The following is a 19,600-nucleotide window of genomic DNA, read 5'->3' as shown; positions in this document are numbered from 1 at the left end:
AGCGGGATAGCGCGCTCGTTCACGGTCCGCACGCTGCGTTCAGTGGATCTCGCATTCGTGCAGCGCCGTCAGCAGCTCGTCCTGCGTCTGGTGGCCCGCGTGATAGAGGTCGATCGCGATGCTGGCGATGGAAAGGCCCTGCTGGCTGCGAAGCTTGATGTTGCGCTCGGCGCACCATGTGTAGATGGCGCCGGCGAGAACGTCGACGTCTTCGGACTGAGAGGAAAAGGCTGGCGCCATGGCAGATACCCTTGGTTTGATTGTCCCGCGCGTCTGAGGACGCTCTGTTGTTTGATTCCGCGCCTAATCCTTTCCGGATATCGATTCCGATTTTCGGGCTTATGCGCTGACGGCAGAGACTGAATTCATTTGGAAAACTTGCAAGCGGCATCACGCGGCTGCGTTAACGCAAGTCATGAGCCGACCCATCGCCGTGCCGATCTGGGACAAACTGGCGGCGTCGAACGGCAAATGTCTCAAATCGGGATCCGCTGAAACGAAAAAGCCGGAAACGTTTCGGTCCCCGGCTTTCGAGATGCTCTAATCGATCGCGTCTCAGCCTTCGAAGAATTCCTTCATCCGGGCGAAGAAGCCGGTCGATTCGGGATTGTTCTCCTTGGAGGACAGCTGCTCGAATTCCTGCAGCAGCTCGCGCTGGCGCTTGGTCAGCTTTTGCGGTGTCTCGATCTGGATCTGGATGTAGAGATCGCCTGTCTGCGCCGAACGCAGCACCGGCATGCCCTTGCTTTTCAGGCGGAACTGTTTGCCCGCCTGCGTGCCTTCGGGCACGCTGACGCGCGACTTGGTGCCGTCGAGCGTCGCCACGTCGAAGGTGCCGCCGAGAGCAGCCGTCGTCATCGAGATCGGAACGGCGCAATAGAGATCGGCGCCGTCGCGCTGGTAGAATTCATGCGGCTTCACCGACAGGAAGATATAAAGGTCGCCTGCCGGTCCGCCGCGGGCGCCGGCTTCGCCTTCGCCCTGCAGGCGGATGCGGGTACCGTCCTCGATGCCGGCCGGGATATTGACCGAGAGCGAGCGCTCTTCCGTCACCCGGCCCTGGCCGTGACACTTCGGGCAGGGATCGGGAATGATCTGGCCGCGGCCGTGGCAGGTCGGACAGGTCCGCTCGATCGAGAAGAAGCCCTGTGCGGCGCGCACGCGCCCACTTCCCTGGCAGGTGCCGCAATTCTTCGGCTGCGTGCCGGGCTTGGCGCCCGAACCCGAACAGACGTCGCAGGTGATCGAGGTGGGAACGCGGATCTGCGCCGTCTTGCCGGAGAAAGCCTCTTCCAGCGTGATTTCCATGTTATAGCGAAGATCGGCGCCGCGTTCGCGGCCGCCCGATGAGCGCTGGCGCGCACGACCGCCACCCATCATCTCGCCAAAAATATCCTCGAAGATGTCGGAGAAGCCGCCGCCGGCAAATCCGCCGCCGCCACCGCCGCCCATGCCGCCATGCTCGAACGCCGCATGACCATAACGATCATAGGCGGCCCGCTTCTGCGGGTCCTTGAGCATCTCGTAGGCTTCGTTGATTTCCTTGAACTTGCGTTCGGCGTCCTTGTCATCCGGGTTCTTGTCCGGATGGAATTTCATCGCCAGTTTGCGGAAGGCGCTCTTCAGCTCTTTCTCATCCGCCGTCTTGGCTACACCCAGAGTTTCGTAAAAGTCCGCTTTTGCCATTAAGGATTAAACCCCGGAAATGGATTTCCGGCTGCCATGGTGAGCAGCCGGATCAGGTGTTGAAGCATAACCACGCCGTCGCGGATTACGCGGACTTTTTGCGGTCGTCGTCCTTGATTTCCTCGTAGTCGGCGTCGACGACATTATCGCCGCCTTCTGCCGAGGCATCGCCCGCAGCTGCGCCGCCCTCGGCCTGCTGCGCTTCATAGATCGCCTGGCCGAGCTTCATCGACACTTCCATCAGCGTCTGGGTCTTCGCCTTGATGTCGTCGGCATCCGGCTCGGTCGCTTCCGAAGCCGTCTTCAGCGCGGCGATCGCATCCGAGATCGCGGTGCGGTCAGCCTCGGAAACCTTGTCGCCGTAATCCTTCAGCGACTTTTCCGTGGAATGGATCAGGCTTTCGGCCTGATTCCGAGCTTCGACGGCCTCGCGACGCTTCTTGTCCTCGGTGGCATGAGCTTCGGCATCCTTCACCATCTTCTCGATGTCGGCGTCGGAAAGACCGCCGGAGGCCTGGATGCGGATCTGCTGTTCCTTGCCGGTGCCCTTGTCCTTGGCCGAAACCTGCACGATGCCGTTGGCGTCGATGTCGAAGGTGACCTCGATCTGCGGCATGCCGCGCGGCGACGGCGGCAGGCCGACGAGGTCGAACTGGCCGAGCAGCTTGTTGTCGGCAGCCATTTCACGCTCGCCCTGCGAAACGCGGATAGTCACCGCCTGCTGGTTGTCCTCGGCCGTCGAGAAGGTCTGGCTCTTCTTCGTCGGGATCGTCGTGTTGCGTTCGATCAGGCGGGTGAAGACGCCACCGAGCGTCTCGATGCCGAGCGACAGCGGCGTGACGTCGAGCAGCAGCACGTCCTTGACGTCGCCCTGCAGAACGCCGGCCTGAATGGCGGCGCCGAGTGCAACGACTTCATCCGGGTTGACGCCCTTGTGCGGCTCCTTGCCGAACAGCTGCTTGACGACTTCCTGGACCTTCGGCATGCGGCTCATGCCGCCGACGAGAACCACTTCGTCGATTTCGGCAGCGGTGACGCCGGCATCCTTGAGAGCGGCCTTGCACGGTGCGATCGTGCGCTGGACGAGATCGTCGACCAGGCTTTCGAGCTTGGCGCGGGTCAGCTTCAGCGTCAGGTGCTTCGGGCCGGAGGCGTCGGCCGTGATGAACGGCAGATTGATTTCGGTCTGCTGCGAGGACGAAAGCTCGATCTTCGCCTTTTCCGCAGCTTCCTTGAGGCGCTGCAGGGCAAGCTTGTCGTTCTTCAGGTCGATGCCATTGTCGCGCTTGAATTCACCGACGAGATATTCGACGAGACGCATGTCGAAGTCTTCACCGCCGAGGAAAGTATCGCCGTTGGTCGACTTCACCTCGAAGACGCCGTCGCCGATCTCGAGGATCGAGATATCGAAGGTACCGCCACCAAGGTCGTAGACGGCAATCGTCTTGCCTTCTTTTTTGTCGAGCCCGTAGGCGAGTGCGGCAGCGGTCGGCTCGTTGATGATGCGCAAAACTTCAAGTCCGGCGATGCGGCCGGCATCCTTGGTTGCCTGGCGCTGCGCGTCGTTGAAATAGGCGGGAACGGTGATGACGGCCTTTTCGACCTTTTCGCCGAGATAGGATTCGGCGGTTTCCTTCATCTTCTGAAGGATCATCGCGGAAATCTGTGCGGGCGAGTAGCCTTTGCCATTGGCTTCGACCCAGGCGTCGCCATTGTCGCCCTTGACGATGGTGAAGGGAACGAGGTGCTTGTCCTTCTCGACGGTCGGATCTTCATAGCGGCGGCCGATCAGGCGCTTGACTGCAAAGAGTGTATTCGTCGGGTTGGTGACCGCCTGGCGCTTGGCCGGCTGGCCGACGAGGCGTTCGCCATCATCGGAAAATGCCACCATGGAAGGGGTCGTGCGTGCACCTTCCGCATTCTCGATAACCTTCGCGTCCTTGCCGTCCATGACTGCGACGCAGGAATTCGTCGTTCCAAGGTCGATACCAATTACTTTTGCCATGTCATTCTCTCCTTGAAGCAAGCTGTCTGAACCCCGAGAAGGCATTCCCTGACAGCCCCTTACGGGATGGGTCTACTTAAGATTACGCAATCGTGATTGCGGTGATGCGGCGTATATAAGGAGCGGTTTTCTGGACTGCAAGGCGAGAAATGGCCCGGAATCCAGCAAAACGAATGTGGTGCATTCAATTTTTACAGTCACCGGGAAACAGACCGCCCGCCGTCCGGAAAGTGGCCGATTTCCAGCGTATCCGGCTTGTGCCGGCCGTGCAGCCATAGATCTCACTGGCCCATGATCAGATCGAGCAGGGTCGTGCGCCGCGGCTGGACCGAAGAGGTCGATTGCGGCCCCCCGACATCGCCGGGCGGCACCATGCTGTCGTAGCCGCCTTCGGCAACGTCGGCGGGAGGAACGGGCCCGTTGCCGGAGGTCGCACTCTGTTGCCGGACAGGCGCCTGCGGATAGCGGTTAGCACTGTCGCCGCCGCCGAAGACGCCGGAAATGATGCCGCCGATTGTCGACGGCGGCGCCTCGGCCGTCATCGGTTGTCCGCTGCCCGATTGTCCACCGCCCGGTGCCGTCTGCGCCATCGGCTGACCATTGGGATCGCCGATCAACTGGCCGTTGCCGAACAGCGGCGCCGGCGAAAGACCCTTGTGGGCGGCGATCATGAATTCCTTCCAGGCTTTGGCCGGAAGACCGCCGCCGGTCACCTTCTTCATCGGCTTGCCGTCGTCATTGCCGAACCAGACGCCGGTGGTGAGGTTGCTGGTGAAGCCGACGAAGAGTGCGTCGCGTGAATTCTGCGTCGTGCCGGTCTTTCCCGCCGCCTGCCAGCCGGGGATCTTGGCGCTCTTGCCGGTGCCGCTGTCGATGACGCCCATCATCATCGCATCCATTTCGGCGACGATCTGCTCGGACAGCACGCGCGGCGGGCTGTCATAAGTATTTTCGTAGAGAACCTTGCCCTCGGCGGTCGTCACCCGGCGGATGACGTGCGGCGTCGCCTTGTAGCCGCCGTTCATGAAGGCGGCATAGGAGGCGGTGAGTTCCATCAGCGACACCTCAGAGGTGCCGAGCGCGATCGAGGCATTCGGCTGCAGCTCGCTTTCGATGCCGAGCCGGTGCGCAAGCTTGATCACCTGATCCGGCCCGTCATACATCACCAGCTGGGCGGCCACCGTATTCAGCGACTTGGCAAGTGCGGTGGCCAGCGTCACCTCGCCATTGTATTTCTTCTCGTAATTTTCGGGCGTCCAGTCGCCGATGCGGATCGGCGCGTCGTTGAACACCGAAAAGGGCGTCAGTCCTTTTTCGAGCGCGGCGGCATAGACGAAGGGCTTGAACGAGGAGCCCGGCTGGCGTTTGGCCTTGACGGCTCGGTTGAACTGGCTCGTCGCATAATCCCTGCCGCCGACGAGCGCCCGGATCGCGCCGGTGCCGTCGATCGAGACGAGGGCCGCCTGCGAAGCGTCGAGCTTTCCGCCCTCCTTGTCGAGCACGTCGACCAGCGATTGCTCGGCTTTCTTTTCCAGCGACTTGTCGATGGTCGTATCGACGATGACGTCTTCCTTGACGTCACCGATCAGACCCGGCAGCTCGTCCATCACCATGTCGGCAACATAGTGTCCGGCGCCCGACCAATAGCTCTTGGCTGAAGCCGGGGTCTGCGACATTGCGGTCTTGACCTCGGAGTCGGTGATGAAACCCTGCTCGCGCATTGCCGCAAGCACGAGCTGGGCGCGGGCATTGGCAGCGTCCGCGTCGCGGGCCGGCGAAAGCCGCGACGGCGCCTTGAGCAGGCCGGCCAGCACCGCCGCCTCGCCGAGGTTCACATCCCGCGCCGATTTGTTGAAATAGCGGCGTGACGCCGCCTCGACGCCATAGGCGTTCGATCCGAAGAACACCCGGTTGAGATACATGGCAAGGATCTGGTCCTTGGTGTATTTCTGCTCCAGCCAGAGCGAGAGCAGCACCTCCTGCACCTTGCGTTCCAGCGTTCTTTCCGGGGAGAGGAAGAGGTTCTTGGCGAGTTGCTGCGTCAGCGTCGAGCCACCCTGCACCATGTGGCCAGCCGTGAAGTTGGTCACTACAGCCCGGCCGAGGCCGAGCGGATCGACGCCGAAATGCGAATAGAAGCGCCGATCCTCGATGGCGATGACGGCCTCCGGAATATAGGGCGACATGTTTTCGAGCGACAACGCCTCGCCGCCAGTGGCACCGCGATTGGCGATGACGCTGCCGTCGACGGCGGTGATCTTGACGTTCGGCGGCCGTTCCGGGATCGCCCATGTGCTGGCGCTCGGCATGCGCGAGCCATAATAGACCACCAGCCCGGCAACGCCGATGCCGGCCCAGATGAACAGCACGACGCACCAGTAGATCACGCGTCGCACGAAGCCGAACAAGCCGCCGCCTTCGCGTTCCCGCGGTTCGCGCCGCCGCCGGGGGGCAGGGCGTTCGGGCGGCTTGGAGCTGCCGCGCCGTGTGGATCGGCTCCTGGCAATGCGGTCATCGGCATCGAGGGAAAACTCGTCATCGTCGCGGGCCGGGCGGCCGCTGAAGGACGGTTCGATTCTGTCGCCTGATCTGCCTCTGCCTGCCATCGCCGACCGGTCACACCCCATGTTCGATCGCGAAGCGTGACTTCGCACAACGGCACTCTTGCAGTCGCCGTCACCCGACTGAACTGTAAATGCGGCGATTTAACGGGGTGTTAATTATGGAAAGCAAAGCAGAACGCGCCGATAAAGCGCTTTGCGTCATTCCGGCTTCGTGCGCTGCGTTTCAACTCGTTTTATGGATGTCGTTATCCCAAAACCGCTGCACAGTTGTGGGCAACATGCATCGGCGCTCAAAACTGGCGAGCTTCGTAATCGTCGAGCGTTTCCGGATCCTGCTTATATTCCCATTCTCCGAGATGAAAACGCCGCCAGATCTGGCCGGAAGGATTGAGGTTCGCCCCATCGGTAAGTCGCACAGGAAGGAGGGGGTTGTGTTTATGCCAGACGGTAACATCAATAGCGGCTGCCCGAGCGCCGAAAAGCCTTGGGAAAACCAGGTAGTCTCGCGTCATCAGGGTCCAGCCTCGAACGGATCAAAATCGATCCGCAACATCTCAAAACTGCAATAAAGAATGCTGCAAGACAAGAGCATCACGATGCTCTCACATCAAATTGTCGCTGACCTCCCACAGGCATGATTGCCGGTCGTCGCGACTGTCACGATCTGACAGCGTCGCGCCGACTTGCGCGCGTCTGGAGCGTGCTTGCTTTCGCGGGGCGATGCCGCCTCGCGAGGAGCGAGGAAACCAGCCTGACCATGCGTTGCGCCGAATTGTGCGGGCTGCTTTCGCTGCGCCGCCGCAATCTTCTGACCGGCCGGCGGAACCAAGTGCGTCCGCGATAGTTTAGGGAGAAGCGGGACACCCCTCAACCCCTCACGTCCCGCGCATGATCGGCCGTCTCCCCTCAACACGCGCCGATCGACATCAGGCCCGGTGCATCCCTCTTGGGAGCGCCGGGCTTTTTCTTACGGCGTCCTTCTCGCCTTTTCCGCGCGATGGACGCTGCCATTGAGATAAGCGGCGGCCTTGCGGCCGCCGCTCCTGATATCTCAGTCGCAGGACGGATCGCCCGGGCGGCAGACGAAGGGCGAAGCCCTGGGGTCCGGGCGATTGTAGGTATCGGCCTTCCCGCCCCTGAACTGCGGCAGGTCGCGGAAATCCGAACTCCTGGTATTATCTCTGTTGTCATCTCGACGGTCCGACCTGCGGCTTTCGTCTCTGCGGTCGTCCCTTCGATTGTCGTCGCGCCAGTCCCGGTTGCGGTCCCCGTAATCGCGATCCCGGTTGCGGTCGCCGTAGTCGCGATCCCGATCCCGGTTACGGTAGTAATAATCGGGGCCGCGGCTCCAGCGGTCGCGCTCACGGTAGAAATCGCGGTCGCGGTAGTTGCGGTCCCAATAATTGCCGACGCTGAAGCTGATCATCGGAATGCCGAGCGGGCGGTAATATTGCGGACCGACATAGACACGGCGTTGCTGGTAGACGGCCTGTACATATTGGCCGGACACCCAGCCGCGACCGCCATAGAATTCGACGTCGCACCAGTTGACGTTGGAAAGACATCCACGAATTTCGACGGGGGAACCGGCAGGCACGACTGCGACGGCTGGATATCGGGTGCTCGGACCCGCTCGCATGTTGACGTTCGCCGTCGAGTAGCCCTCGGCGGCCTGTGCGATCACCGGCGCCAGCACAAACAGGCCAGCCGCGGCGATCTTAACAATGAGATTTTTCACGCTTCTCACTCCTGGTTGGCGCGTTTTCAGGCAGCGCGGCGCTGCCTTCTCTTGGCATATGCCATCTATAGAAAAGATAGAGCGATCGCCCGCATTTGTTAGGGCGTCGCCATTCTCCTTGTCTTTCAAGGGTTTATATCCGGGTCGCGATGAACGCAGCTTGAACGAGGGGGATTTTGTGATGTGGTATGGCGTTTTCGATATGCCGGATGAAATCGCGAATGCGCAGGACGCGAAAGTTGTCGGCTCTGCGATACATTAACGATCCGTTAACCTTTCCGAGGCAGTCTGGCTGCAATACCTGCTTCTCATTGACCACGGATGAACTGGCACTGAGCGAGCGGATGACGAAAGGCCGGTTTTAACCGGCCTTTTTGTTATTGCGATCTGGCATGCCTTACGCTCAGGCGGCGAGCGCCTGAAGAATCCGCACCCAGGAGCGGATGCCCTTGTGGTAGGAGACGAGCTCGTATTTCTCGTTCGGCGAATGGATGCGGTCGTCGCTGAGGCCGAAGCCCACGAGCAGAGATTCCATGCCGAGCATCTTCTGGAAGTCGCCGACGATCGGGATCGATCCGCCCATGCCGATGACGATGGCGGGTTTCGGCCACTCGTCGGAAAGTGCGGTCTTCGCCTTGGTCAGAACCGGCGAATCATAGGAGAGGTGGATCGCCGGCGAGCCGCCATGCGGATGGAACTCGACCGAGCAATCGGCGGGAATCTTCGAGCTGATATAGCTGCGGAAGGCTTTGCGGATGGCGGCCGGATCCTGCGTGCCGACAAGCCGGAACGAAACTTTCGCCGATGCCTTGGCGGCGATCACCGTTTTGAAGCCTTCGCCGGTATATCCGCCCCAGATGCCGTTGATTTCGGCGGTCGGCCGCGCCCAGGTGAGTTCCAGCACCGAACGGCCCTTTTCGCCGGATGGAATGGAAAGGCCGACTTCGCCGAGGAAGGTCTCGGCGGTCTTGCCCAGCGTCTCCCATGAGGCCTTGATGTTGTCGGGCGTTTCCTCGACGCCGTTGTAGAAGCCCTCGAGCGTGATGCGGCCGGTCTCGTCATGCAGGCCGGCGAGAGCCTCGACGAGGATGTGGATGGGATTGGCGGCAGCGCCCCCGAAGAGGCCGGAATGCAGGTCGCGGTCGGCGGCCGTCACGGTGACTTCCTCGCCGACAAGGCCGCGCAGTGCCGCGGCGATCGCCGGCGTGTCGCGGTCCCACATACCGGTATCGCAAACCAGCGCATAATCGGCCTTGAGCTCGGCGGCATTGGCTTCGAGGAAGGGCTTCAGCGATGGCGAGCCGGATTCTTCCTCGCCTTCGAAGAGAATGGTGACGCGGCAGGGAAGCGCGCCGTTGATCTCCTTATAGGCGCGGCAGGCCTCGAGGAAGGTCATCAACTGGCCCTTGTCGTCGGACGTGCCGCGGCCGGTCAGGATCTTGCGGCCGTTGCCGACATCCTTGATCGTCGGCTCGAAGGGGTCGTTTTCCCAAAGCTCGATCGGGTCGACCGGCTGAACGTCGTAATGGCCGTAGAACAGAACGTGCGGCGCGCCGGTGGACGCGCCGGCATGGTGAGCGACGACCATCGGATGGCCTGGCGTGTCGCGAACGGAGGCTTCGAAGCCGAGCGCTTCGAGATAGGCGACGAGCCATTCGGCGGCCTTGCGGCATTCGGCTTTGTAGGCGGGATCGGTGGAAATCGACTGGATGCGCAGCAGCTCGAACAGTTTTTCGAGGCTCGATGAAAGATTCTGGTCCGCACGCGAAAGAACCGGTTGTATGTCGGCCATTTTCGACTCCTTTTCGAAATTCGGCGGGACGATAGACCAAACCGGGAAAGCAGGCGAGGCGCAAAAAGTAAAAAATCAGGGGCGCGCTAGCATGCTGAAACCACGCAATTCGGTCTTGTGGAAACATCTGCCGCGATAATAAAGAAAGATCTAATTCAATTTACAGTTAATTAGCACAACCTAAATAGCATCGGCCGAAAATCAGCTGTTCGGGGGCGCGCACATGTTTTCGGTCATTGCATGTATTCGCGACAATCATGATTGGCGCTTGGTCATCGTGGCGGCCGTGGTCTGCCTGGTCGGCGCCATGGCGGCGATGCTGCTGTATTCCCGTGCCCAGGAGTGCGACGCCGGGCAGCGCAAGCTTTGGGTCGGCGCGTCGGGCTTTGCCTTCGGCACCGGCGTGTGGGCAACCCACTTTATCGCCATGCTCGCTTATGATGGTGGCACGCCGATCAGTTATGCGCTCGACCTGACGCTGCTCTCCTTTTTCCTGTCGGTCGGAGGCTCGTGGGTGGCGATCCTCGCCGCCTCGCAACGTGAGGGAAGATTTTCCTCCATTCGCGGCGGGGCGCTGATGGCACTCGGCATCGCCTCCATGCACCTGACCGGCATGCAGGCGATCGAGACACAGGCGGTCATCCTCTACGATCCCTTGATGACGCTGACGGCGGTCGTCGCCGGAATGCTTCTGTCGAGCGCCGCCTTCCACATTTTTTTCAATCTGAAGGGCATGAGGCGTCTCCTAACCTCATCGCTGGTCTTCGTCCTCGCCATCTGCACACTTCACTTCATCTCGATGGGCAGCATTACCTTTGTGCCGGACCCCGGCATGCAGGTTCCGACATTGGTGCTCGACACGCGGGTGCTCGCCGCGATCGTCGTGGTGGCGGCAACGGCTCTTATCCTCGTCGCCCTTGCCGTGGTCTTCGTCCAAAGCCATCTGACGGATCTGCGCGGACTTGCCAATGCCTCGCAGGAGGGCCTGCTGATCCTGCGCGAAGGCCGGATCATCGATGTCAACGAACGGTTCCAGGCATTATCGGGCTGGAAGCTAGCCGATCTCTCGGGCAAGGCGCCCTCGGATGTGCTGACGGTCGTTCAGGCGCCCCGGGAGAACAGGCCCGGCGAGACGCTGCTGAACACCCGCACCGGCAGAGAGATTGCCGTAGACGTAAACTCCAGCAGGATCGTCTATCGTGGCCGCGATTGCGAGGTGCTGGCGGTGCGCGATCTCACCGAGCGCAAACAGGCCGAGGAGATGATCGAGCATCTCGCCCACCACGACGTGCTCACCGATCTGCCGAACAGGTCGTTGTTCGACACCCGCATCCGGCAGGCGCTGCAGGTGGCGGAACGCAAGAACACCGAGGTTGCGCTGTTCTGTCTCGACCTCGATCGGTTCAAGGCCGTCAATGACATCTTCGGCCATGCCGAGGGCGACCGGATTCTCCGCAAGGTCGCCGCTATCCTGCGCCGGGTTGCCGGTGAGAGTGATACGATCGCCCGGCTCGGCGGCGACGAATTCGCCATCATCCAGTCCGATGGGCAGCAGCCGGCGGCGGCGCAAAAGCTTGCGGCTGATATCATCGACGAATTCGCTGCCGAGATGGACACGGCCCGTGACCCCACAGCGGTCGGCGTCAGCCTCGGCATCGCGCTCTATCCAAGAGATGGGAGCACGGCCGAAGAACTCTGCAACAACGCCGATACCGCGCTCTACCGGGTCAAGCATGATGGCCGCGGCAGGGCCTGTTTCTTCGACGCGGAAATGGACGAAGCGGCGCGCAACCGCCGCCAGATCGAAAGTGACTTGCGCCACGCGATCATCCGCAACCAACTCTATGTCAGCTATCAGCCGATCCTCAACGCGCAGAACGGCGAGATCAGCGGCTACGAGGCCTTGATGCGTTGGCACCGGCCGGGCCACGGCATGACCGAGCCCGACATTTTCATCCCGATCGCCGAGGAAAGCGGATCGATTGTTCAGCTCGGCGAATGGATATTGCAGCAGGCCTGCATGGAGGCCGCGCGCTGGCCGCAGCCGCTGAGGATTGCGGTCAATGTTTCGCCGGTGCAGTTCATGCTGCCCAACCTGTGCGAGCGGGTCGAGGCGGTCCTCGCCGAGACGGGGCTAGCAGCCGATCGGCTGGAGCTTGAAATCACCGAGACAGCCCTGATCCGCGATCGCGACCGGGTGATGGCAACGCTGCAGCGCCTGCGTCGGTTGGGGGTGCACATCGTCATGGACGATTTCGGCACCGGCTACTCTTCGCTTTCGAACCTGCGCTCGTTTCCCTTCGACAAGATCAAGGTCGACCGCAGCTTCACCGGGGTGCTGGAGCATGACGCGGCGGCGCGATCGATCGTGCGGGCGATTATCGGTCTCGGCCACAGCCTCGGCATGCCCGTCGTCACCGAGGGTGTGGAAACCGAGATGCAGCGCCGGATCGTCGTCGAGGAAGGCTGCGCGCAGGTGCAGGGCCTGCTGCTCGGCAAGCCGGATATCGAGCCGAGCATGAAGCCGGCCGTTCGCAAAAGCATCCTGTCGGAGCAAGCCGGAACCGCCGTGCCGCCGCGACGGCGCACACGCCTTGTCAGCGAAAATCGCAGCGAATGATCGCGCTCAGAGCGCCTTGGCGTTTTCCAGAAGACGGCGGATATATTCGAGCGTCAGCTCGCGCTCGAAAACCCGAAAACCTTTAAACAACGCAAGGTCGGCCTTGCGCGCGGTTTCGATCGCCTCGGCCTCCATGGCGCGGGCTTTCGGCGTCAGGAAGAGCAGTTGCGCCCGCTTGTCGGATGGATGCGGCCGGCGTTCGATCAGCCCGTCGCGGACCATGCGCGACAGCGTATTGGCCATGGTCGCCTGCTCGATATCGACCCGCTCGAGAAGCTGTTTCTGGGTCAGTCCGTCCTCGGCCCAGAGTTCCAGCAGGATGGGGAACTGGCCGGGAGAAAAACCGAGCCCGACCGCGCGCTGGTGCAGCGAGCGGGCAAAACCCTTCGCCAGCTGGCTGGCAAGGTAGGCTCCCGAATCCATGCGGTTAAATCCCATGATTGCAAGTTAGGCTCAAAACCATGCCGGAGACAATGCAGCAAATCGCATGCGATACTCCAAAATATGCAAGCCGCGACGATAATTTCGAGTGCCTGGAAAAACAAAAGTCGCCATGGCCTGGAGGTTGGCCATGGCGACCTTAAAGTGGGGACAAAGGCCCGGAGAGGGGGATAAGGCCTTTGTCCAAGCCTGACGCGGCGGGGGACAAGCCGGTAATCAGACCCGCGGCGCGATCAAGCGCCGGTGACATGGATTTGTGCTTGAGAATGTGGTTTTTCAAGGGAGGGTGATCGTTACAAATCGGTAACAGTTTGGTGAGCGGAATCTTCCGCCTCGCCCGCCGAACTTTATATGGACCTTGTCCCGTGCCCGCGCTATCCATGCAGCCATGAAAAAAGGCGATCACCTCTTCCTAGTCGATGGTTCCGGGTTCATCTTCCGGGCGTTTCATGCACTTCCGCCACTGACCCGCAAGACCGACGGCCTGCCGATCGGCGCCGTTTCCGGTTTCTGCAACATGCTGTGGAAGCTGTTGCGGGACGCGCGCAACACCGATGTCGGCGTCACGCCGACGCATCTTGCCGTCATCTTCGATTATTCCGCCAAGACCTTTCGCAAGGATCTCTACGACGCCTATAAGGCGAACCGCTCCGCCCCGCCGGAAGAGCTCATTCCGCAATTCGGTCTGATCCGCGAGGCGACCCGCGCCTTCAATCTGCCCTGCATCGAGACCGAAGGTTTTGAGGCCGACGATATCATCGCCACCTATGCCCGCCAGGCCGAGGCCTCGGGGGCCGATGTCACCATCGTCTCTTCCGACAAGGACCTGATGCAGCTCGTCAGCCCGAATGTCCATATGTATGACAGCATGAAGGACAAGCAGATCGGCATTCCCGATGTCATCGAGAAATGGGGCGTGCCGCCGGAAAAGATGATCGACCTGCAGGCGATGACCGGTGATTCCGTCGACAATGTGCCCGGCATTCCCGGCATCGGCCCGAAAACCGCCGCCCAGCTGCTCGAGGAATATGGTGATCTCGACACGCTGCTCGATCGGGCCACCGAGATCAAGCAGGTCAAGCGCCGCGAGACGATCCTTGCCAATATCGATATGGCCAGGCTCTCGCGCGACCTCGTGCGGCTGCGCGCCGATGTACCGCTCGACCTCGATCTCGACGCGCTGGTGCTGGAGCCGCAAAACGGCCCGAAGCTGATCGGTTTCCTGAAGACGATGGAATTCACGACGCTGACGCGCCGCGTCGCCGAGGTCTGCGATTGCGATGCGAGCGCCATCGAACCGGCGATCGTCAACATTGAATGGGGCAAGGCTGCCCATGGCCCCGATCTCGATGCGGCCGAGCCGGCCCCGGTTGCCGGCGGCATACCCGAGGTTTCCGGCGAATCGGTGCCGGTGCCGCCGCGTGCGAAGGCCAAGGCTTCAGTCGAAGGCGCCTTTTCGCCCGCCGATCTGGCCAAGGCGCGGGCCGAAGCCTTTGCGACGCTGCCCTTCGATCACACGGCCTATGCGACGATCCGGGATCTCGCCACGCTCGACCGGTGGATCGCCGATGCGCGCGCCACAGGCCTCGTTGCTTTCGATACCGAGACAACGTCGCTGGATGCGATGCAGGCCGAGCTTGTCGGCTTCTCGCTGGCAATCGCCGACAATACGGCGGATCCCACCGGCACGAAGATTCGCGCCGCCTATATACCGCTCGCCCACAAGAACGGCGTCGGCGATCTGCTCGGCGGCGGCCTTGCCGACAACCAGATCCCCATGCGTGACGCTCTGCCGCGGCTGAAGGCCCTGCTGGAGGACGCTGCGGTCCTCAAGGTCGCCCAGAACCTCAAATACGATTACCTGCTGATGCAGCGCTACGGCATCGAGACTAGGAGTTTCGACGACACGATGCTGATCTCCTACGTGCTCGACGCCGGCACCGGCGCCCACGGCATGGACCCGCTCTCGGAAAAATTCCTCGGCCACACGCCGATCCCCTACAAGGATGTGGCGGGCAGCGGCAAGGCGAACGTCACCTTCGATCTCGTCGATATCGACCGCGCCACCCATTATGCCGCCGAAGATGCCGACGTGACGCTGCGGCTCTGGCTGGTGCTGAAACCGCGGCTGGTGGCGGCCGGGCTGACCAGCGTCTATGAACGGCTGGAACGGCCGCTGCTGCCGGTGCTGGCGCGCATGGAAGCGCGCGGAATCACCGTCGACCGGCAGATCCTGTCGCGCCTGTCCGGTGAATTGGCCCAGGGCGCCGCCAGGCTGGAAGACGAGATCTATATGCTCGCCGGCGAGCGGTTCAACATCGGCTCGCCGAAGCAGCTCGGCGATATTCTGTTCGGCAAGATGGGTCTTGCCGGCGGCAGCAAGACGAAAACCGGGCAATGGTCCACCTCGGCGCAGGTGCTTGAGGATCTAGCCGCCGCCGGTTTCGAGCTGCCGCGCAAGATCGTCGACTGGCGCCAGCTGACCAAGCTGAAATCCACCTATACCGATGCGCTCCCCGGCTATGTCCACGCCGAGACGAAGCGGGTCCACACCTCCTATTCGCTGGCATCGACGACGACGGGGCGCTTGTCCTCTTCCGAGCCGAACCTGCAGAATATTCCGGTGCGCACCGCCGAAGGCCGCAAGATCCGCACCGCCTTCATCTCGACGCCGGGCCACAAGCTGATTTCCGCCGACTACAGCCAGATCGAATTGCGCGTGCTTGCCCATGTGGCCGAGATCCCGCAGCTGACCAAGGCCTTCGAGGATGGCGTCGATATCCACGCCATGACCGCCTCGGAAATGTTCGGCGTGCCGGTTGAAGGCATGCCGGGCGAAGTCCGCCGCCGCGCCAAGGCGATCAATTTCGGCATCATCTACGGCATTTCGGCCTTCGGCCTTGCCAACCAGCTGTCGATCGAGCGCTCGGAAGCCGGCGACTACATCAAGAAGTATTTCGAGCGTTTCCCCGGCATCCGCGATTATATGGAAAGCCGCAAGGCGATGGCGCGCGACAAAGGTTATGTCGAGACGATCTTCGGCCGGCGAATCAACTATCCCGAAATCCGCTCTTCCAACCCGTCCGTGCGCGCCTTCAACGAGCGTGCCGCGATCAACGCGCCGATCCAGGGCTCGGCCGCCGACGTCATCCGCCGGGCGATGATCAGGATGGAGCCGGCGCTCGCCGAAGTCGGTCTTGGCGATCGCGTCCGCATGCTGTTGCAGGTGCATGACGAACTCATTTTCGAAGTCGAGGACGAGGATGTCGAAAAGGCGATGCCGGTTATCGTCTCGGTCATGGAAAACGCCACCATGCCGGCGCTCGAAATGCGCGTGCCGCTGAGGGTCGACGCGCGCGCCGCCAGCAATTGGGACGAGGCGCATTAGCCTCGTCTCCACAAAATCGGCAAAGATTTTTCCGTTCAATTCAACTCACTGAAATCGCAGCGAATTAGCGACGGGAGCCGTGTCGGAACGATACGGCGGGAAGGAACTTATTAACCTTCCTTTTCTATCCCGGTAGGGTCGTAATTTGTTAGGCATGAGTGAGTAGCGGACGCATGCGTTTTCCCAGAACCAATTTGACGGACGCCGGGGACTTTTCCAGCGGGACTGAAACGGACCTTCCGGCGGTCGAGCCGGGAGAAAAGCCGGCGGCGCCGATCTGGCAGAGCAATTTTTCCCTCGCGCCGAACGTCCGTTTTACCCGCACGCCGGAAACGCTGATCAGCAAGCGGCGGGTGCCGGATGAACCCGTCCGCGATGATTCGCAGATGGGGCAGCAGGCGATACGGATCGAGCCGGTCGCCGTCGACGTGCCCTTCGATATCTATCTGCCGGAGCCGGACGAACTTCCCGCAGCACCGCAGATGATCGAACTGCAGCCATCCCTTGTTCCCGACGAGCTGGCCGCGCCTGCTTTCCGGGCCACCGCCGAGCTTTCTTCCATTTCGGATTTCGCCTTCTGGGAGGTCATGGCCTTCGAAGAGGCCGAGCCGGTTCGCGCGCCTGCCGTGATCTCGTTCCCGAAGGCCGAGACGGCGCCAGAATCGATCACGTCGCTGTTCCGCATCATGGAATGGCGCCCGGGCCGGCCGGCCGCTGCTACCGCCGCCTCCCGCCCGGTTCTGCCGGCCGCTGCGCCCTCCGCAAAGCCTGCCCCGCGCCCCCCGGCCGCCATATCCCTGGAACGGCCAAGGCGCATCCCCGTCGAGATCCCTGTTGTGCCGGCCCCTGCGCCTGCGCTGACCTCTCCGATTGCGCCCGTGCCTCAGCCGGCGCCTGCTCTTCACGTCGCTCCAGCCCCTCAGGCCGCGCCTGTGCCCCAGCGCACGCCGCCCGTCGCCGCGGTTCTGCCGTCGCCGCGCCTGGCGGCAAGGCCGGAAAGGATCGACGCCTCCGGCTATGAATTCCCGCCGCGTGCCCTGTTGCAGGAGCCGCCGGAACGGCTCGGCGAGATCATGTCGCAGGAGACGCTGGAGCAGAATGCCGGGCTTCTGGAAAGCGTGCTTGAGGATTTCGGCATCAAGGGCGAGATCATTCATGTCCGCCCCGGCCCCGTCGTCACCCTCTATGAGTTCGAGCCGGCGCCCGGCGTGAAGTCATCGCGCGTCATCGGCCTGGCCGACGATATCGCCCGCTCGATGTCGGCGCTTTCGGCCCGCGTCGCCGTCGTGCCCGGCCGCAACGTCATCGGCATCGAACTGCCGAATGTCACCCGTGAAACAGTCTATTTCCGCGAGATGATCGAAAGCCAGGATTTCGAGAAGAGCGGCTACAAGCTGGCGCTCGGCCTCGGCAAGACCATCGGCGGCGAGCCCGTGATCGCCGAGCTGGCGAAGATGCCGCATCTGCTCGTCGCCGGCACCACCGGCTCGGGCAAATCGGTCGCCATCAACACGATGATCCTGTCGCTCCTCTACCGCATGACGCCGGAACAGTGCCGGCTGATCATGGTCGACCCGAAGATGCTCGAACTTTCCGTCTATGACGGCATCCCGCATCTGCTGACGCCCGTCGTCACCGATCCGAAGAAGGCGGTCATGGCGCTGAAATGGGCCGTGCGCGAGATGGAAGAGCGTTACCGCAAGATGTCGCGCCTCGGCGTGCGCAACATCGATGGCTATAACGACCGCGTGGCGCAGGCCCGCGACAAGGGCGAGACCATCCATGTCATGGTCCAGGTCGGCTTCGACAAGGGCACCGGTGCCCCGATCGAAGAAAACCAAGCGCTGGACCTGACGCCGATGCCTTATATCGTCGTCATCGTCGACGAAATGGCCGACCTGATGATGGTCGCCGGCAAGGAGATCGAAGGCGCGATCCAGCGTCTAGCGCAGATGGCGCGTGCCGCCGGCATCCACCTGATCATGGCGACGCAGCGCCCGTCGGTCGACGTGATCACCGGCACGATCAAGGCGAACTTCCCGACCCGCATCTCCTTCCAGGTGACCTCGAAGATCGACAGCCGCACCATTCTCGGCGAACAGGGGGCCGAGCAGCTGCTCGGCCAGGGCGACATGCTGCACATGCAGGGCGGCGGGCGGATTTCCCGCGTCCACGGTCCCTTCGTCTCTGATGCCGAGGTCGAAAAGGTCGTTGCCCACCTGAAGACCCAGGGCCGCCCCGAATATCTCGACACCGTCACCGCCGACGAGGAGGAAGAGCCCGAAGAGGAGGAAGCCGGCGCCGTCTTCGACAAGAGCGCCATGGCCTCCGAGGATGGCAACGAGCTCTACGAGCAGGCGGTCAAGGTCGTCATGCGCGACAAGAAGTGCTCCACCTCCTACATCCAGCGCCGCCTCGGCATTGGCTACAACAGAGCCGCCTCGTTGGTCGAACGCATGGAAAAGGAAGGCCTGGTCGGGCCGGCCAACCATGTCGGCAAGCGCGAGATCGTTTCCGGTCGGGGTGACGGCGAGTAACGGGAGTCATCGGTTCCCCGAAGGACGAACGGCCCTGGCCTCAGGCTGGGGCCGCAGACCGGGCGGCGCGTTTGTGCACCACCGCGAGCAGGCCTCCGAGAAAGATCGTCCCGACGATAAACAGAAATGCCGCCGCCACGATGGCCGGGCTGATGTTTTCGCGAATCGACGAGAACATCTGGCGGGCGAGCGTCAGCTGGTTTGGTCCGGCGACGAACAGGGTCAGGACGACTTCATCCAGCGAGGTGGCAAAGGCAAGCACGGCGCCGGAGAGGACGCCGGGCATGGCGAGCGGCAGCGTCACTTTCCAGAAGACCTTCGCCGGAGAAGCCCCCAGGCTCGCGGCCGCACGCTCGGTGCGACAGTCGATGCCCTCAAGCGAGGCGGTGATGCTAACCAGCACAAAGGGCACGGCGACAACCGTATGCGCCACGATCACGGCCGCAAATGTGTTTGGAAATCCGAGGCCGGCAAACAGGATCTGCAGCCCGACGCCGAGCACCACGGCTGGAACGACCATCGGCAGGAGGAATATCGTCCTCAGCGCCGCGGCAAAAACAACGCGCCTGCGCAACGCCAGTGCAGCCAGAATGCCGAGCATGGTGGAAAGCAAAGTGGTCCCCGTTCCGATCAGCAAGCTGTTGACGATGGATCGTCGCCAGGCCTCCTCGGTTGCCAGTTCCGCAAACCAGCGAGCCGAAAAAGAAGGAATGGGATAGGCCAGGAAGCTGCTGGAGGTAAATGCGATCGGAAGGATCGCCAAAAGCGGAGCCAGCAGAAAAGTGACCGTTGCTGCGCCGAACAGAAATTTTAGCAACCGAATTGTCAT

12 protein-coding genes are annotated in these 19,600 nt (G+C 62.1%); 3 read left to right on the top strand and 9 right to left on the bottom strand.

The features are described 5' to 3' along the window. Nucleotides 1-39: 39 nt before the first annotated feature. The 7 genes from OS035_RS08115 to OS035_RS08085 form a co-directional block, all read right to left on the bottom strand. On the bottom strand, nt 40-240 hold the full coding sequence (locus tag OS035_RS08115; protein ID WP_131710700.1) for a hypothetical protein: 201 nt from the start codon (nt 238-240) through the stop codon (nt 40-42). A gap of 315 nt (nt 241-555) precedes the next feature. Beyond that, the gene (gene dnaJ, locus OS035_RS08110) at nt 556-1,686 is read right to left on the bottom strand and encodes a molecular chaperone DnaJ (RefSeq protein ID WP_012559503.1); all 1,131 of its coding nucleotides are present in this window, start codon (nt 1,684-1,686) and stop codon (nt 556-558) included. A gap of 85 nt (nt 1,687-1,771) precedes the next feature. Continuing rightward, on the bottom strand, nt 1,772-3,691 hold the full coding sequence (dnaK, locus tag OS035_RS08105; protein WP_003589308.1) for a molecular chaperone DnaK: 1,920 nt from the start codon (nt 3,689-3,691) through the stop codon (nt 1,772-1,774). 281 nt (nt 3,692-3,972) lie between these two features. After that, nucleotides 3,973-6,297 (bottom strand): transglycosylase domain-containing protein, encoded by a 2,325-nt coding sequence (locus tag OS035_RS08100; protein ID WP_097628385.1) that lies wholly within the window; start codon nt 6,295-6,297, stop codon nt 3,973-3,975. Between the two features lie 248 nt (nt 6,298-6,545). After that, nucleotides 6,546-6,767 carry a hypothetical protein gene (locus OS035_RS08095; RefSeq protein ID WP_003589305.1) on the bottom strand — a complete coding sequence of 74 codons (222 nt, stop codon included), beginning with the start codon at nt 6,765-6,767 and terminating at the stop codon, nt 6,546-6,548. Nucleotides 6,768-7,306: 539 nt separating this feature from the next. After that, entirely contained in the window at nt 7,307-7,993 is a 687-nt protein-coding gene (locus OS035_RS08090; protein ID WP_097628384.1) for an SH3 domain-containing protein, read from the bottom strand. 403 nt (nt 7,994-8,396) lie between these two features. Further along, nucleotides 8,397-9,785, bottom strand: a complete 1,389-nt coding sequence (locus OS035_RS08085) for a dipeptidase (RefSeq protein WP_097628383.1) — start codon at nt 9,783-9,785, stop codon at nt 8,397-8,399. Nucleotides 9,786-10,008: 223 nt separating this feature from the next. Here OS035_RS08085 and OS035_RS08080 point away from each other — a divergent pair, with 223 nt between their 5' ends. Next, nucleotides 10,009-12,405, top strand: a complete 2,397-nt coding sequence (locus OS035_RS08080; RefSeq protein ID WP_097628382.1) for a bifunctional diguanylate cyclase/phosphodiesterase — start codon at nt 10,009-10,011, stop codon at nt 12,403-12,405. A 6-nt stretch (nt 12,406-12,411) separates the two neighbouring features. Here OS035_RS08080 and OS035_RS08075 read toward each other — a convergent pair whose 3' ends face one another. Then, complete coding sequence (locus OS035_RS08075) at nt 12,412-12,828, bottom strand: MarR family winged helix-turn-helix transcriptional regulator (RefSeq protein WP_097628381.1); 417 nt, start codon at nt 12,826-12,828, stop codon at nt 12,412-12,414. A gap of 406 nt (nt 12,829-13,234) precedes the next feature. Between OS035_RS08075 and polA the strand changes: the two genes are divergently transcribed. Together polA and OS035_RS08065 are read left to right on the top strand one after the other, a co-directional pair. After that, the gene (gene polA / locus OS035_RS08070) at nt 13,235-16,234 is read left to right on the top strand and encodes a DNA polymerase I (RefSeq protein ID WP_331813604.1); all 3,000 of its coding nucleotides are present in this window, start codon (nt 13,235-13,237) and stop codon (nt 16,232-16,234) included. A gap of 173 nt (nt 16,235-16,407) precedes the next feature. Then, nucleotides 16,408-18,771, top strand: coding sequence for a DNA translocase FtsK (locus tag OS035_RS08065; protein WP_097628379.1), 2,364 nt, complete (start codon nt 16,408-16,410; stop codon nt 18,769-18,771). Between the two features lie 40 nt (nt 18,772-18,811). On the opposite strand, the gene OS035_RS08060 is transcribed toward OS035_RS08065, so the two are convergent. Continuing rightward, nucleotides 18,812-19,600, bottom strand: coding sequence for an ABC transporter permease (locus tag OS035_RS08060; RefSeq protein WP_097628378.1), 789 nt, complete (start codon nt 19,598-19,600; stop codon nt 18,812-18,814).

The sequence above is a fragment of the Rhizobium sp. 268 genome (assembly GCF_036571585.1).
Classification (GTDB): domain Bacteria; phylum Pseudomonadota; class Alphaproteobacteria; order Rhizobiales; family Rhizobiaceae; genus Rhizobium; species Rhizobium redzepovicii.
The sequence above is the reverse complement of the archived record's forward strand: the minus strand, read 5'-3'. Positions and strand labels throughout refer to the sequence as shown.